Below are 15,631 nucleotides of genomic sequence, written 5' to 3' on the forward strand. Positions count from 1 at the left end.
TCCAACTGTTAGAACGCCGCTCTCAGGGCTTGGCCATGGCATTTCGTCTCATTTCGCTCCGTCGCAGCCGCTTCACCTGCGGCATGCTGGTGCGCGCGCTTGTTGCCGGACTGCTGCTCGCGAGCCTCGGCTGGTGCGGCGTGCTCTACGCCGCCAACCAAAGCATCCAGGGCGCCAAGAAGGCGGAAGATACCGGCTTTGACGGCGATGCCCCCACCGCGATCCTGATCGAGGCCTCCAGCGGCAGCGTGCTGTTCGAGAAGAACGCCGACGAGCTGCGCGCGCCGTCCAGCATGATGAAGCTGATGACGGCGGAGGTCGTCTTCAACGCCATCCAGAAGGGCGACATCAAGCTGACCGACGAATACCGGATCAGCGAGAACGCCTGGCGCAGGGGCGGGGCGCCGTCGGGCGGCTCGACCATGTTCGCCGCCATCAACAGCAAGGTCTCGGTCGACGATCTCCTGCATGGCGCGATCATCCAGAGCGGCAACGACGCCTGCATTGCGCTGGCCGAGGCCATGGCGGGCAATGAGCGCATCTTTGCCGCCGACTTCATGACCAAGCGAGCCCGCGAGCTCGGCATGACCAAGTCGACCTTCGGCAACTCCAACGGTCTGCCCGACCCCGGCAACAAGATGACGGTGCGCGAGCTCGGCATCCTCGCCCGCCACATCATCCTGGACTTTCCGGAGTTCTACAAACTGTTCGGCGAGAAAGAGTACACCTGGAACAAGATCCGGCAGCCCAACCGCAATCCGCTGCTCAACTCGATGGAAGGCGCCGACGGCCTCAAGACCGGCTACACCAAGGAGGGCGGCTATGGCATGGTCGGCTCGGCCGTGCAGAATGGCACGCGGCTGATCGTCGTCGTCAACGGGCTCGAAGACCCCGAGGATCGCGCCACCGAAGCCAAGAAGATGCTGGAATGGGGCTTTCGCAATTTCGAGACCCGCACGCTGATCGCGGCCGACCAGCCTGTCGGCTACGCCAAGGTGTTCGGCGGCGAGAGCCGCTCGGTGAAGCTGGTCGCCAAGACGCCCGTGAAGGTGATGGTGCACAAGAACGGCAGCGACAAGCTGATCGCGCGCGTCGTCTATAGTGGCCCGGTGCGGGCCCCGGTCGAAGCCGGCCAGAAGGTCGGTGTGGTGAAGGTCTGGCGCAGCGGCAACATCGCGGTGGAGACGCCGGTCTATGCGGCTGAAGCGGTCGGCACCGGCTCGACGATGCGTCGCGCCATCGACGGCGCCAGCGAGCTCGTGATCGGCATGTTCCGCGCAGGCGCCGAGAAGCTCTGACCATGAGTGACAGTGCGGTACAGCGGCCGTCCGGACGCGGACGCTTCATCACCTTTGAGGGCGGCGAGGGGACTGGCAAGTCCACCCAGATCAAGAAGCTCGCCGACCGCCTCAAGGCAGCAAGGATGCGCACCCTTGTGACGCGCGAGCCGGGCGGCTCGCCGGGTGCCGAGATCATGCGCCATTTGGTGCTGTCGGGCATGGGCAAGCTGCTCGGCCCCGAAGCCGAGACGCTGCTGTTCGCGGCCGCGCGCGATGACCATGTCCACACCGTGATCGAGCCCGCGCTCAAGCAGGGCATTTGGGTGCTGTGCGACCGCTTCGCCGACTCGACGCGCGCCTATCAGGGCAGCCTCGGCAGCGTTTCTCCCGGTCTGATCAACGCGATGCAGCGCGTTACGATCGGCGATCTCAAGCCGGACCTCACCATCATCCTCGACCTGCCGGTCGAGATCGGCCTCCAGCGCGCCGCCGCCCGTCGCGGCAGTGGCACGCCTGACAGGTTCGAGGGCGAGCAGCTCAGCTTCCACCAGGGCCTGCGCGAGGCCTATCGCAAGATCGCCGCGGACGAGCCCGCGCGCTGCGTGCTGATCGACGCCAATTCCGATCCGGATACGGTTGCAGGCCGCGTCTGGAACGCACTGCGCGATCGTCTCCTTCCGACGCCGGCCTCGGTGGTGTCGGTATGAGCCCGCGTCAGGCAGAGCGCGAGAGCGCCATTCCGCATCCGCGCGAGACCAGCCGTCTGTTCGGCCATCGCGAAGCCGAGACGGCGCTGCTGTCGGCCTATCGCAGCGGGCGCATCCCGCATGCCTGGCTGATCGGCGGGCCGCAGGGGATCGGCAAGGCGACGCTGGCCTACCGCATGGCGCGCTTCGTGCTGGCGCACGGCCAGCCGCTGGCGGACGTCGTACAGCGCGCCGAGAGCCTGGCAGTCGACCCTGATGACGCCGTGGCGCGCCAGGTCGCCGCGGAGTCCCATGGCGGGCTGCTGACACTGGAGCGCACGGCGAACGACCGCGGCGTGATGCGCACCGTGATCACCGTGGATGAGACGCGCGAGACGATCTCGTTCTTCGGCTCGACGGCAGCAGCCGAAGGCTGGCGCGTCTGCATCGTCGATACGGTCGACGAGCTCAATCCGAATGCGGCTAACGCGCTTCTGAAGATCTTGGAGGAACCGCCGCAGCAATCGCTGTTCCTGCTGGTGAGCCACGCGCCCGCGCGCGTGCTCGCCACAATTCAGTCGCGCTGTCGCAAGCTGCGCCTGCGGCCGCTCGGAACGGACGAGGTGATCGGTGCTGCCGCCGAAGCGGCCGGCCTCGCTCCGACCGACCTGGCGTTGCGCGAGGCGGCGGAGGCTTCCGAGGGCAGCGTCGCGCGGGCGCTGACGCTGCTCGGGGGCGATGCGCTGAAACTCCAGCAGCGCACGGCGGCGCTGCTGGCGCGGTTGCCACAGGTCGATCCGCGCGAATTGCACACGCTCGGCGATTCGCTCGGCACCAGCGACCGCGTCGCGCTTGCGGCCTTCATCGACGGCATCGACCGCTGGATCGCGGAACGGCTGCACGCGGATGAGGCCAATGCCAACCAGAACCTGCCGCGCCTTGCGCGCCTAGCTGAGGTATGGGAAAAGATCGTCCGCGCCGCGCGCGACACCGAAACCTACAATCTGGAGCGAAAGCCCTTGGTTTTCTCGGTGTTCGGCTGGCTGGCGGACGCAACGCGCTAGAGCATGATCCGGAAAAGTGTGTAGCGGTTTTCCAAGAGGATCATGCTCAAAACAATAACCTAACGCAGGTTCGTCTCCAAATTTCGAGAAGCCGGTAAAGGAATTCGTCGTGGCAACGCGAGCTAAAAAATCCGTCAAGCGCAAGAGCGGCAAGAAAGCTGCGAAGAAGGCCACCAAAAAGGCCGTGAAGGCGCTCGCGCGCAAAGCTGCCAAGAAGGTCAATAAGACCAAGAAGGCTGCCGCCAAGAAGGGCGTGAAGAAGAGCGCTGCGAAGACGGCAAAGAAGGCCGGCAAGAAGGCTGCGAAGAAGCAGGTCGGCGCCAAGAAGGCGGCGAAGAAAGCGGCCAAACAACCGGCCAAGTCTCCTACAAAGAAGGCTCCTGCGAAGAAGGCAAAGGTGACTGCGGCTGCCGTGACCGCCGCACCGACGCCTGTCGCCACGCCGCCGAAGGCTGTGAAGCCCAATGTGTCGAAACCCAAGGCGCCCCGCGCGCCGAATCCCGTCGCAGCTGCGCAAGCCGCCGTGCCCGCAGCGGCCCCCGCGCGCGACAACGTCTTCTACATCACGACCGCGATCGCCTATCCCAACGGCAACCCGCATATCGGCCACGCCTATGAGGCGATCGCCACCGACACGCTGGCACGCTTTGCACGGCTCGACGGCAAGGACGTGTTCTTCCTGACCGGCACCGACGAGCACGGCCTGAAGATGATTCAGACCGCGCAGAACGAGGGCCTGACCCCGTCCGCGCTCGCGGCCCGTAACGCGGCCCGCTTCAAGGCGATGGACGAGCGGCTCAACGTGTCGTTCGACCGTTTCATCCGCACCACCGAAGAGCAGCACCACCGCTCCACCCAGGAGATCTGGCGGCGCATGGAAGCGAACGGCGACATCTATGCCGACACCTATGCGGGCTGGTACTCGGTGCGCGACGAAGCCTACTACGCCGAAGACGAGACGCGCCTGAACGACGACGGCGTGCGCCTCGGGCCGCAAGGCACGCCGGTCGAATGGGTCGAGGAGAAGAGCTACTTCTTCCGCCTGTCCGCCTATCAGGAGAAGCTGCTCAAGCTGTACACCGATAATCCCGATTTTCATCGGCCCGGACTCGCGCCGCAACGAGGTGGTGAGCTTCGTCAAGGGCGGACTGCGCGATCTCTCGATCTCGCGCACCACCTTCGACTGGGGCGTCAAGGTGCCCGGCGACGAAGAGCACGTGATGTATGTCTGGGTCGACGCGCTCACCAACTACATCACCGGGGTAGGCTTCCCCGACGAAAGCGACAAGAACTGGCGCTACTGGCCGGCCGATGTGCACATCATCGGCAAGGACATCATCCGCTTCCATGCGGTGTACTGGCCGGCGTTCCTGATGTCGGCCGGCATTCCCGTGCAGAAGCGGGTCTATGCCCACGGCTTCCTGTTTAACAGGGGCGAGAAGATGTCGAAGTCGGTCGGCAATGTCGTCGATCCCTTCAACCTCGCCGACCAGTATGGCGTCGACCAGATGCGCTATTTCTTCCTGCGCGAGGTGCCGTTCGGCCAGGATGGCAACTACAACCACGAGGCCATCGTCGCGCGCATCAATGCCGATCTCGCCAACGATCTCGGCAACCTTGCACAGCGCTCGCTGTCTATGATCGCCAAGCAACTCGGCGGCGTGCTGCCGGAGCCGGGTGAGTTCAGCGACAACGACAAGGCCATCCTGGCGATGGCCGACGGCATGATCGCAGCAAGCCGCGAGGCGATGGCGACGCAGCAGATCCATCACTGGCTCAACGCCGTATGGGCCGTGGTCGCGGAAGCCAACCGCTATTTCGCGGGCGAGGCGCCGTGGGCGCTCGCCAAGACCGATCCTGCCAGGCAGAAGACGGTGCTCTATGTCACCGCCGAGGTCGTGCGCCAGATTGCGATCCTGGCCCAGCCGGCGATGCCGACCGCCTCGGTATTGCTGCTCGATAGCCTCGGTGTCCCCGAGGGCGAGCGCAATTTTGCGGCGCTCGGCGGCGCCAAGCGCATCGCGCCCGGCTCGACGCTGCCCGCGCCGACGCCGGCCTTCCCGCGCTACATCGAGCCGGCGGCCTAAGGCGTTCGCACGATGCTTGTCGACAGTCATTGCCACCTGGATTTTCCCGATTTTGCGGAAGATCTCGACGGGATCGTGTCACGTGCGCGAGCGGCCGGCATCGGCCGCATGGTCACGATCTCGACGCGGGTGCGAAAGTTGAACCAGCTTCTGGCCATCGCCGAGCGCTACGACGACGTCTACTGCTCGGTCGGCACCCATCCGCACAACGCGGACGAGGAGGACGGCATCTCGCCGGACGAGCTGATCGCGTTGACGCAGCATCCCAAGGTCGTGGCGCTCGGCGAGGCCGGGCTCGACTATTTCTACGACAACGGCTCGCCGGAAGCGCAGGCGAGGGGCTTTCGCGCCCACATCGCGGCTGCACGCGCGACCGGCCTGCCGCTGGTGATCCACACCCGCGAGGCGGACGAGGATTGCGGCCGCATCCTGGAAGAGGAGGTAGCACGCGGATCGTTTCGCGCCGTGCTGCATTGCTACACGGGCGGGCGCGAGCTGGCGCTGAAGGCGGTATCGCTCGGCCTGTACATCGGCTTCACGGGCATCCTGACCTTCAAGAAGTCGGAGGCGCTGCGCGCGCTCGCGGCCGAGTTGCCGGCTGACCGTATTCTGGTTGAAACAGACTCGCCCTACCTTGCGCCCGGCAAGTTCCGGGGCAAGCGCAACGAGCCGGCCTATGTGGTCGAGGTCGCAAAAGTGCTGGCTGAAGCGCGTGGCGTGTCGTTTGATGAGATCTCGCGCCAGACCACCGAAAACTTCTTCCGCCTGTTCTCCAAGGTGACAGCTTGATTCCGGGAGCCGCATGACGCTGACGCTGACGATCCTGGGCTGCGGCTCCTCCGCCGGCGTGCCGCGCCCGGCGCTCGGCTGGGGCGCCTGCGACCCGAGCAATCCGAAGAACCGCCGCCGCCGCTGCTCGCTGCTGGTCGAACGGACGTCCGAGCACGGCACCACGCGGATCGTGATCGACACCTCGCCGGACCTGCGCGAGCAATTGCTCTCGACCAATGTCGACCACATCGACGCGGTGTTCCTGACCCACGAGCATGCCGACCAGACCCACGGCATGGACGACCTGCGCTCGGTCGTCATGCACATGCGCCGGCGTATCCCGACCTACTTCAACCAGTCGACCGCCAAGGACATCCTGTCGCGGTTCTCCTATTGCTTCATCGCGCCGGAGGGCAGCGACTACCCGCCGATCCTGACGCGGCATTCGATCGAGGCGGGCGAAAACCAGACCATTCTGGGGAAGGGCGGCGCCGTGATGATGACGGCCTTCCTGGTGCAGCACGGCAACATTCCCGCGCTCGGCTATCGCATCGGGGACGCCGCCTACACGCCCGACCTCAACGACATCCCGCGCGAGAGCTGGGGCGCGCTGGAAAATCTCGACCTCTGGATTGTCGACGGGCTGCGCTACACCAGCCATGTCAGCCATTTCAGCATCAATGACGCGCTGTCCTGGATCGAACGTTTCAAGCCGAAGCGCGCGGTCATCACCAACATGACGGCCGACGTCGATTACGAAGTCATCCGGCAGTCGCTGCCACCGGGCGTGGTGCCGGCGTACGACGGCCTGCGGCTGGAGACGCGCTGAGCGCAGCAGCCTTGAAACGGGAGATCAGCTCAGGCGGTTATTGCCTTCGCTGATCCCACCTCGTTGCGCAGCAGAAATTTCTGGATCTTGCCCGTGGACGTCTTCGGGATCGGCCCGAACACGATTGCCTTCGGCGTCTTGAAGCCGCTCATGTGCGAACGGCAGAAGGCGATGATCTCGGCCTCGGTCGCGCTGGCGCCGTCCTTCAGCTCGACAAAGGCGCAAGGCACTTCGCCCCATTTCGGATCGGGCTTGGCGACCACGGCGGCGAACAGCACGGCCGGGTGCTTATAGAGGATGTCCTCGACTTCGACCGAGGAAATGTTCTCGCCGCCCGAGATGATGATGTCCTTGGAGCGATCCTTGATGATGACGTAGCCGTGCTCGTCAAGCACGCCGAGATCGCCGGTGTGAAACCAGCCGCCCTCGAAGGCCTCCTTCGTCGCCTTCTCGTTCTTGAGGTAGCCCTTCATGACGATGTTGCCCCGGAACATGACCTCGCCGATGGTCTCGCCGTCGCGCGGCACCTCCTGCATGGTCTGCGGGTTGATGACGGTGACGCCTTCCTCGAGCGGGTAGGGCACGCCCTGCCGGCGCTTCATCCGCGCGCGTTCGGCCGGCGGAAGCTCGTCCCAGCCGGGCTGCTCGGCGCAGACGGAGGCGGGGCCGTAGACCTCGGTCAGGCCATAGACGTGGGTGAGCTTGATGCCGATGTTTTCCGCGCCTTCCAGCACCGCAACCGGAGGCGCGGCGCCGGCGATCAGGCCGACGACGCGGCGGGCGGCATTGCCCGTTGGCGTTTCCTTGGGCGCGTCGGGGGCGTTGATCAGCGTGTTGTAGACGATCGGCGCGCCGCACATGTGGGTGACGCCGTGCTGCTTGATCAACTCGAAGATCTTGGTCGGCTCGACTTTGCGCAGGCAGACGTTGATGCCGGCTGAGGCCGCGATGGTCCAGGGGAAGCACCAGCCGTTGCAATGGAACATCGGCAGCGTCCAGAGATAGACCGGATGCTGGCCGAGATTGCCGGCCAGGATGTTGCTGACGGCGTTGAGATAAGCGCCGCGATGATGCGTGACGACGCCCTTGGGATTACCGGTCGTGCCCGAGGTGTAGCTCAGCGCGATCGCGTCCCATTCGTCCCTGGGCGGGATCGCGGTGAAATCAGGATCGCCTTGCGCGACCGCGGCCTCATACTCGATCTCGCCGATGCGCATTCCCCCCTTGAAGGCGGCATCGTCGACGTCGATCACGAACGGCTTCGGTCCGCTCATCTGCGCCAGCGCATCGGCGATGACGCTAGAGAACTCGGGATCGACCAGGATGATCCTGGCCCCGCCATGATCGAGCTGAAACGCGATCGACGGTGCATCGAGGCGGATGTTGAGCGCATTGAGCACGGCGCCGGTCATCGGCACCGCGAAGTGCACCTCGTTCATGGCCGGGATGTTCGGCAGCATCGCCGCCACGGTGTCGCCGACGCCGATGCCCTTGCCGGCGAGATACGACGCAAAGCGCCGGCAGCGCTCATAGGTCTGTGCCCAGGTGAAGCTGCGGCCTTCATAGACCGTGCTGACGTGATCGGGATAGACCGCGGCGCTGCGCGCGAGAAAGCTCAGCGGGCTCAGCGGCACGTAGTTGGCGGGCGTCTTGTCGAGGCCGATATTGTACGGGTTCTGCCGTTCGCTCATCGACACCTCCTCAAAGCGCTTCAAAGAAATCCGATCGAGATCCAGGGGAAGATCGCGACGATGATCAACCCCACCAGCAGCGCCAGCAGATAGCCCCAGATCGGCCTGATGCCTTCGGCCGGGTCAACGCGTCCGATGGCGCAGGCGGCATAATAGCCGACGCCGAAGGGCGGGGCGAATAGCCCGATACCCATGGCCAGAATGATCACCATCGCATAGTGCACCTCGTGCACGCCGACGGCGCGGGCGATCGGGAACAGCAGCGGCCCGAACAGCACGATCGCCGGGATGCCCTCCAGCACGCTGCCGAGAATGGTGAAGGCCAGGATGGACACGGCGATGAAGGTCGCCGCGCCGCCCGGCAGTCCCGTCATGGCCGCCGCCAGCGAGCGCGAGAAGCCTGACTGCGTCAGGCCCCAGGCCATGCCGGTGGCCGTGCCGATGATCAGGAGGATCGCGCCCGACAGCGCCGCGGTCTCGACCAGCATCGGAAACAGCCGCCGCCAGTCGAAGCGGCGATAGACCAGGAGGCCGACCAGGGCGCCATAGACGATGCCGATGGTGGAGACTTCGGTGGCGGTGGCGATGCCCTCGACCACGGCGTAGCGGATCACGAAGGGCAGCGCGAGCGCGGGCAGGGCGACGATGAAGGTCCTGCCGATCTCGCCCACCGTGGCACGGCGGACATGGCTCATGTCCTCGTGTCGGTAGCGCCACCACACCAGCATGCAGAGCGTGATCGCGAGCACGACGCCCGGCAGCAGGCCGCCGGTGAACAGCGCCGCGATCGAGACGCCGGTAACCGAGCCGATCGTGATCAGCACGAGGCTCGGCGGAATGGTCTCGGTCTGGGCCCCCGTCGCCGCAAGCAGCGCGACGAGATCGCCGGGACGGGCGCCACGCTGCTTCATCTCCGGGAACAGCACGGGCGCGACCGCGGCCATGTCGGCGGCCTTGGCGCCGGAGATGCCGGAGACCAGGTACATGGCGCCGACAAGCACGTAGTGCAGGCCGCCGCGGACATGACCCAGCAGGCTCGCCAGGAACGCCACCATGGCCCGCGCCATGCCGGTCATCTCGATCAGCAGGCCCAAGAACACGAACAGCGGCACCGAGAGCAGGATGAGATGGCTCATGCCCTCGTCCATCCGCCCGATCAGCACCATGACGGGCGTGCGCGTGGTCAGCGCCAGATAGCCGAAGATCGCGAGGCCAAAGCCGAACGCAATGGGAACGCCGGCAAAGACGCAGAATCCGGCGACGCCGACGAAGAAGATGACAAGGTTGAGATTGCCGAGCGGCCGCAGATATGGCTGCGCCAGCCAGAACAGACCGACGACGACGGCAACGGAGATCACGGCCGTCAGCACCATGCGGACATCGGCGGCGCGCAGCAGCCGCAGCAGCGCGAACGCCGCCATCAGGCAGATGCCGGCCGGCAGCGCGGCGGCCCGCCAGATGTTCGGGATCTGGAGCGCCGGCGTGGTGATGAAGCTTTCCTCGTAAGCGTAGTCCCAGGACGGCCACACGATCAGCGCCAGAAACGCCAGCGCCGCAGCGGTCGCGACCAGGTCGAGATAGGCCCGCATCGCGGGTCCGGCGCTTGCGACCACGGCGGTCATGCGCATGTGCTCGGAGCGGCGGAATGCGACCGCCGCGCCCAGCATGGCCAGCCACAGGAACAGGATCGAGGCGAGCTCGTCCGACCAGATCAGCGGTCGGTGCAGGCCGTAGCGCGCGACCACGCCGGCAAACAGGATCGCGATCTCGGCGACGACCAGGGTCGCCGCCGGGATTTCGACGGCGAGGCCGAGGAGGCGTTCGAGCGAAGCCAGCAGAGAGGCTCGGCGAGGGGACTGAACAGCCACCTCGCCCGCCGCTTCGGTCACCTCAACCTCGACATGAGCCATGACGGCCCCAACGCGTTACGAGAGCTTGCCGACGGCCTTCTCCAAGAGGTCCCAGGCCTGATCGCCATATTTGCCCTTCCACTCGGCATAGAAGCCGGCGGTCCGCAGCTTGTCGCGGAACGGCGCAACCGCGGGCTGGTTGAAGGTCAGGCCCTTGGCCGCGAGCTCCTGCTGGAGATTGGCATTGAGCTTGGCGGTATCCTCACGCTCCTTGACCGCGGCGGCGTTGATGTTCTTGGCGACGATCGTGCGGACGTCCTCCGGCAGCGCGCTCCAGGCGCGGCGGTTGGCCAGGAACCAGAAGCCGTCCCACATGTGGTTGGTCAGCGAGCAGTATTTCTGCACCTCGTAGAGCTTTGCGGTCGAGATGATCGCCAGCGGGTTCTCCTGACCCTCGACGATCTTGGTCTGGAGCGCGGAATAGACTTCGCTGAAATTGATCGAGGCGGGCGCTGCATCGAACGCCTTAAACATCGAGGTCCACAGCGGCGACACCGGCACGCGGATCTTGAAGCCCTTGAGGTCGTCGGGACCGGTGATCGGCCTGGTCGAGGACGTGGTCTGGCGGAAGCCGTTGTCCCAGATCTTGTCCATGACCTCGAGGCCGGCCTTCTTGATCTCGCCGCGGACATGGGCGCCGAGATCGCCGTCCATGGCCTTCCAGACCGTGTCGTAGTCCGGGAACGCGAAGCCGATGCCGTTGATGGACGCGGCCGGAACCAGGGTCGACAGGATCAGGCCCGACAGCGTGAAGAACTCGACGCCGCCGGAGCGGATCTGGCTCAGCATGTCGGTGTCGGAGCCGAGCTGGTTGTTCGGAAAGATCTGAAGGTCGAACTTGCCGTTCGTCTCGCTCTTGATCGCCGCCGCCATCTCCCTGGCGCGCACGTTCAGCGGATGGGTGTCCGGCAGGTTATTGGCGTATTTGTAGCTGAACTCGGCGCTCTGGGCGCGGGCCACATGGGGCGCGCTGAGGCCGCCCAGGACCGCGGTCGCGGCGGAGGCCTTGAGAAGCGTGCGTCGGGAAAAGCTCATGGGTCTGCTTCCTCGGAAGGTTTGTTGTTGTTCTGAGACGCAAACCTATACGGACGGAAAGTCAGAAGGTCATCTGCGATCTCGCGAAGCCTCGCTTATTGCAGCCGGACCAACTCACCGCAATATCGCTTTCGGCACATGGAGCCGGATTCAAAAAGCGAAAAACAACCCCATGCACAGTAGCCGTCAAGAGTTGGGACGACGTTCGAGGGCCGAGCCGAAAGTCGCGCCGGAGCGAAGCCGGGATGGCAGGAATTCCGTCTAAATATTTGATCTGATTGTATATAAATATATTCCATAATATACCTTATGCGAATCATGGATATGGTCGTGCAGGTCAGGCCAGCCAAATCCGCAGCTACCCAGAACCCCGCTCCCGGCGGACATTCGCGGCGCGCTGCGACGATCCGACGGTCGCTCGGATGGTCGCAGGCAAGAACACAGGCGGTGCAAACCGTCGCCTATTGGGAGGTCCATCATGGAGCTGAACGTCGCCGGCGCGACCGGCTCGCGCGCTATTCCATTCGATGCCGCCAAGCTCGACCGCCTGATGGAAGCAGCCGGCCTCGACGTACTCATCGCGACCTCCAAGCACAACGTGCAGTACCTGCTCGGGGCCGAGCGCGCGATCTTCTTCGACTACATGGATGCCATGGGCGTCAGCCGCTATCTGCCCGTCCTGGTCTATCCCAAGGGCGCGCCGGAAAAGTCCGTCTATCTCGGCCACCGCCTGGAGACCCATCAGCGCGTCGTGGCGCCGCCCTGGGTGCCGCAGGTCCGGACCGAGTCCAGCGGCTCGGTCGACGCGATCACGCGGGCCGTCGCGGCCCTGAAGGACGCCGGCGTGCCGATGAAGCGGGTCGGGGTCGAGATGGCGTTCCTGCCGATGGATGCGGGCCGGGCGCTTGCCGACGCCCTGCCCGGCGCCGCGCTCAAGGACGCCCTCCTCGTCCTGGAGCGTCTGCGCGCGGTCAAGTCCGCGGACGAACTGGCCAAGCTGAAGACTGCGTCTGAATTGGTGATCGCCGCGATGCTGGAGGTGATCGCCGGGCACGGTCCCGGCACGACCAAGCAGCAATTGTCGGACGCACTGCGCATCGCCGAGGTCAACCGCGGGCTCACCTTCGAATACTGCCTGCTGGCCTGCGGCAACAGCCACAACCGCGCGCCGTCGGCGCAGCGGTGGGAGCAAGGCGAGGTGCTGTCGCTCGACTCCGGCGGCAATTTTCACGGCTATATCGGCGACCTCGCCCGCATGGCGGTGCTGGGCGAGCCCGATGCCGAGCTCAGGGATTGTCTGGCCGAGATCGAGGCGGTGCAGCGCGCCGCCTTCGCCGCGGTCCGGCCGGGTGCCATGGGCGGCGACATCTACGTCGCGGCCAAGCGGCAGCTCGCCCAGATCACCCAGCGTGATTGCACCGATTTCCTCGCCCACGGCATGGGCCTCGTCAGCCACGAGGCCCCTCGCCTGACCGCCACGGGTCCGGTTCCCTATGACGACACGGACGCACGGCTGCCGCTAGAGCCCGGCATGGTGGTCTCGATCGAAACCACGATGAAGCATCCGAAGCGCGGCTTCATCAAGCTCGAGGACACGGTCGCGGTGACGGCGGCCGGCTACGAGATCTTTGGCGAAGGCGGCCGCGGCTGGAATCGCGGTGGGAGTGCGCTTTGATCTGACTGGGTCGCACGCCGGCTGAGGCACTCTGCGTGATTTCTTGCGCACGGCTTCCGCCCAAGCGCATTGTTTTTCGTTCCATCAGTGCACGCGCAAAAAACAAATCGGCGATCGCGGGAACCCTTGTCGGTCCGCCCTGTTCATTCTTTGTCCGATCCGGACGCGTAACAATTGGTGGATACTATGAAAAGAATTTTATTGGCGGCAGTCGCCGTTCTCGCATTCGCTTCTCCGTCAGTCGCAGCTGAGACGGGCAAGACCGTTGGCCAATCGCCCTCCTCGTTCTACCTGGCTCAGGATACCGCGACCATGAAGTGTCAGATCGTCGAGAGCCAGCCTGCCGGCGGCACCATGAAGGTTGTCGGCGCCGCTCACACGACAAAGGCTTCGGCAGAAGCAGCTATGAAGGCGGACAAGACTTGCGCCAAGTAAACTTGTGCCAAGTAACTTGCGCCAAGTAATCGGCTAAGTCGGAGCGTGAGTACGGAGGCGGGTCTGTGAGTTCGTTAGAACCACGAATCCTCAAATCCGCCGCCACCAGCGCCCCTCAAGAGTGCCCCGCGTCGAGCTTCTTTCTCGGCCAGTGGCACGCAAGTGACTTGCCGCTTGAGATGCTCCAAATTCGAAAGGATACGATCATGAACCAGCAGACAATGAAATGCGTGGTTGCCGTCTCGTTCTTCGGCGCGGCGATCCTCGGCTCGGTGCTCCCGTCAGGGGCAGCTCCGATCTCGCCGAGCACGAGTCTCCTGAAGCAAGCGGTTTCTTCGTCCGCAGTGACAGAGGTCTACTACAGACGCCACTACCGCGGTCGCGGCTACTACGGCGCTCCCGGGGCCGCAATCGGGCTCGGCATCTTGGGCGCCGCGGCTGGAGCCGCCGCCTATGGGGCCTACGGGTCCAGCAATTACGGGCCCGGGTACTACGAGCCAAGGTACGCTGCGCCAGGGTACTACGGCGACGCCTATCCCTATCGCCGCCAATACTACTCCCCGTACTGAGGGCACGAATGACGCTGTTTGGGCGCGGCAGTCTCTGTCACTGACCCTTCCCAATCAGCGTGCCATCGAGCGCGCGCTTGATCACCCGTTGCGGCTACGTGCTGAACCGTAATGCCAGATACTCGCGTGAGGGGACGATCAGCGGCTGAGGGCGGCCGCGGCTGGAATCGCGGCGGCACTGCGCGCTAGGCTGAAATCATCGTATTGAGCGCTCTCATGCTCGGCGCAAACAGGACTGCAACCCCCTTGAAACGGATAAATTCCTCCAACCGAAAGGTCACGGAGGAGTTGTCCTTCAGAGGGACAAAGAACTGGGTTTCAGCCTTCGGATATCGGCGATTCCCGGTCAGGGCATCCTGGGCATTGTAGCCGTTCGGGAGCTTCTTGTAGGCATCGGCGAACTCCGTCTTCTGCATCCATCTCAGGATCGTATAGAATTGCTCGTTGATCCTGGCGAAGTAGAAGAGCCCGACGATGCCGCGGTCTTTGCCATCGTCCTGCACGCTGTCCAGGCGGGGCCCATAGGAGAATCCGCGTCGGATGACGCGCGGCGGCCCTTTCGGAAAGCGAACGTGATTGGCATATTTCATCGGCTGATCGCGGCAATTGGCAATTCGAATGTGGGCCCCGAGCGGGCATTTGACGCCATCCGGATCGTCGCCATAGCCGAATGAATCATCCAATTGCGGGGTCGACGGCGGTGCGTCCGGAAACCTGGACAGCGGCGATCCGTGCCGCCAGCGTCCCATGAGCTTTGCGGCGATCCACTCCTCGGCCAGTTCCGGGCCGACATGCGGCGCCGCCAGCGGCGCGTTGTCCTGAAGGAATTTGTTGAAGCCCGCGACGTCCTGATACACCCACGACAAGCCGACAAAGGAGCCATCCCGCGCAAAGTCCTGCCATGGGCCGGGATTGTGCGGCGCCGTGGGAAACGCTTCGTTCGGATAACCGACGACGATCTCGCGACAGTCGACCGTGCCGGGCGTGCCAGCGTCCTGCCAGTCGATGTTGGGGGCGGTAATTCCATCCCGGTAGCCGAAATGCAGGCGGCCGTCGGCCGGCAGACTGCCGGACAGCGCGCTGTAGTCCCAACCTTCGAGCGTTAATTCCTGCACACCGAAGCTTGCCGCCGACTGTCGCAATTCTGCGAGGCAATCGGATTTCTGCTCGGCTGTGTCGAACCCGATGTGAATGGCGAGATCGACATCACCCGACTTGAACTTGCCATCCCACCACGCAGCCGGAGCGCTGGTTCCGGAGAAACCGAGTTGCTCCGCGACGCCGCCGTCCGGCGCCTGCGCCGGATCCACGAAAAAGACGTCGAACTCCCGACGCCCCTGCGCCACGTCGAAGCCGGGACGCCCCGCCATCAGCGCCTCTATACCTTTCCAACTGAACATGAAGTGGAAGGCCGGCCCAGCGGGGTCCGGCGCCCTTCCCGCCGCAGTCCGCGGTATCCATTGGCGCAGGAATTCCCGGGCACGGCCGGCGTCGCCGAACTTGAACAGCAGCACCGCGAGCAGCGGCTTGGTGGAGCTTCGGGCAATGATCGCCTGCAAATTGGCAAGATCCACCATCGCATCTGTCCTTGTGGGAACG

General features: G+C 64.8%; 12 protein-coding genes and 1 pseudogene. 9 read left to right on the top strand and 4 right to left on the bottom strand.

Annotated features, from left to right (window positions below; genetic code table 11):
- Window positions 1-35: 35 nt before the first annotated feature.
- From ACVWW6_RS29120 to ACVWW6_RS29145, 6 genes and pseudogenes are all read left to right on the top strand, one after another.
- Window positions 36-1,298, top strand: a complete 1,263-nt coding sequence (locus ACVWW6_RS29120; RefSeq protein ID WP_456681798.1) for a D-alanyl-D-alanine carboxypeptidase family protein — start codon at window positions 36-38, stop codon at window positions 1,296-1,298.
- A gap of 2 nt (window positions 1,299-1,300) precedes the next feature.
- Complete coding sequence (gene tmk / locus ACVWW6_RS29125; RefSeq protein ID WP_028174037.1) at window positions 1,301-1,987, top strand: dTMP kinase; 687 nt, start codon at window positions 1,301-1,303, stop codon at window positions 1,985-1,987.
- Complete coding sequence (locus ACVWW6_RS29130; protein WP_456681799.1) at window positions 1,984-3,030, top strand: DNA polymerase III subunit delta'; 1,047 nt, start codon at window positions 1,984-1,986, stop codon at window positions 3,028-3,030. The genes tmk and ACVWW6_RS29130 overlap by 4 nt, the downstream gene beginning before the upstream one ends.
- Before the next feature lie 109 nt (window positions 3,031-3,139).
- Window positions 3,140-5,117 (top strand): annotated as a pseudogene (gene metG / locus ACVWW6_RS29135) (methionine--tRNA ligase).
- A 12-nt stretch (window positions 5,118-5,129) separates the two neighbouring features.
- Complete coding sequence (locus tag ACVWW6_RS29140; protein ID WP_011087286.1) at window positions 5,130-5,906, top strand: TatD family hydrolase; 777 nt, start codon at window positions 5,130-5,132, stop codon at window positions 5,904-5,906.
- 13 nt (window positions 5,907-5,919) lie between these two features.
- On the top strand, window positions 5,920-6,717 hold the full coding sequence (locus tag ACVWW6_RS29145) for an MBL fold metallo-hydrolase (protein WP_404522344.1): 798 nt from the start codon (window positions 5,920-5,922) through the stop codon (window positions 6,715-6,717).
- A gap of 29 nt (window positions 6,718-6,746) precedes the next feature.
- Here the strand turns inward: ACVWW6_RS29145 and ACVWW6_RS29150 are convergent, their stop codons facing one another.
- From ACVWW6_RS29150 to ACVWW6_RS29160, 3 genes are read right to left on the bottom strand one after another with little or no spacing between them, the layout of a single operon-like run.
- Window positions 6,747-8,408: an acyl-CoA synthetase gene (locus ACVWW6_RS29150; protein WP_456681800.1), complete on the bottom strand. Its 1,662-nt coding sequence runs from the start codon at window positions 8,406-8,408 to the stop codon at window positions 6,747-6,749.
- Between the two features lie 20 nt (window positions 8,409-8,428).
- Window positions 8,429-10,318: a TRAP transporter large permease gene (locus ACVWW6_RS29155; RefSeq protein ID WP_456681801.1), complete on the bottom strand. Its 1,890-nt coding sequence runs from the start codon at window positions 10,316-10,318 to the stop codon at window positions 8,429-8,431.
- Between the two features lie 15 nt (window positions 10,319-10,333).
- Complete coding sequence (locus ACVWW6_RS29160; RefSeq protein WP_011087282.1) at window positions 10,334-11,353, bottom strand: TRAP transporter substrate-binding protein; 1,020 nt, start codon at window positions 11,351-11,353, stop codon at window positions 10,334-10,336.
- 478 nt (window positions 11,354-11,831) lie between these two features.
- Between ACVWW6_RS29160 and ACVWW6_RS29165 the strand changes: the two genes are divergently transcribed.
- The 3 genes from ACVWW6_RS29165 to ACVWW6_RS29175 all read left to right on the top strand — a co-directional run bounded on the left by ACVWW6_RS29165 (window position 11,832) and on the right by ACVWW6_RS29175 (window position 14,032).
- Window positions 11,832-13,028, top strand: a complete 1,197-nt coding sequence (locus ACVWW6_RS29165; RefSeq protein WP_028174043.1) for a M24 family metallopeptidase — start codon at window positions 11,832-11,834, stop codon at window positions 13,026-13,028.
- A 312-nt stretch (window positions 13,029-13,340) separates the two neighbouring features.
- Window positions 13,341-13,463: a hypothetical protein gene (locus tag ACVWW6_RS29170; RefSeq protein WP_256380385.1), complete on the top strand. Its 123-nt coding sequence runs from the start codon at window positions 13,341-13,343 to the stop codon at window positions 13,461-13,463.
- A gap of 206 nt (window positions 13,464-13,669) precedes the next feature.
- The gene (locus tag ACVWW6_RS29175; protein ID WP_231166479.1) at window positions 13,670-14,032 is read left to right on the top strand and encodes a hypothetical protein; all 363 of its coding nucleotides are present in this window, start codon (window positions 13,670-13,672) and stop codon (window positions 14,030-14,032) included.
- 185 nt (window positions 14,033-14,217) lie between these two features.
- On the opposite strand, the gene ACVWW6_RS29180 is transcribed toward ACVWW6_RS29175, so the two are convergent.
- Window positions 14,218-15,609, bottom strand: a complete 1,392-nt coding sequence (locus ACVWW6_RS29180) for a Dyp-type peroxidase (RefSeq protein WP_456681802.1) — start codon at window positions 15,607-15,609, stop codon at window positions 14,218-14,220.
- Between the last annotated feature and the right edge of the window lie 22 nt (window positions 15,610-15,631).

The sequence above is a fragment of the Bradyrhizobium sp. USDA 3311 genome (genome assembly GCF_054062495.1).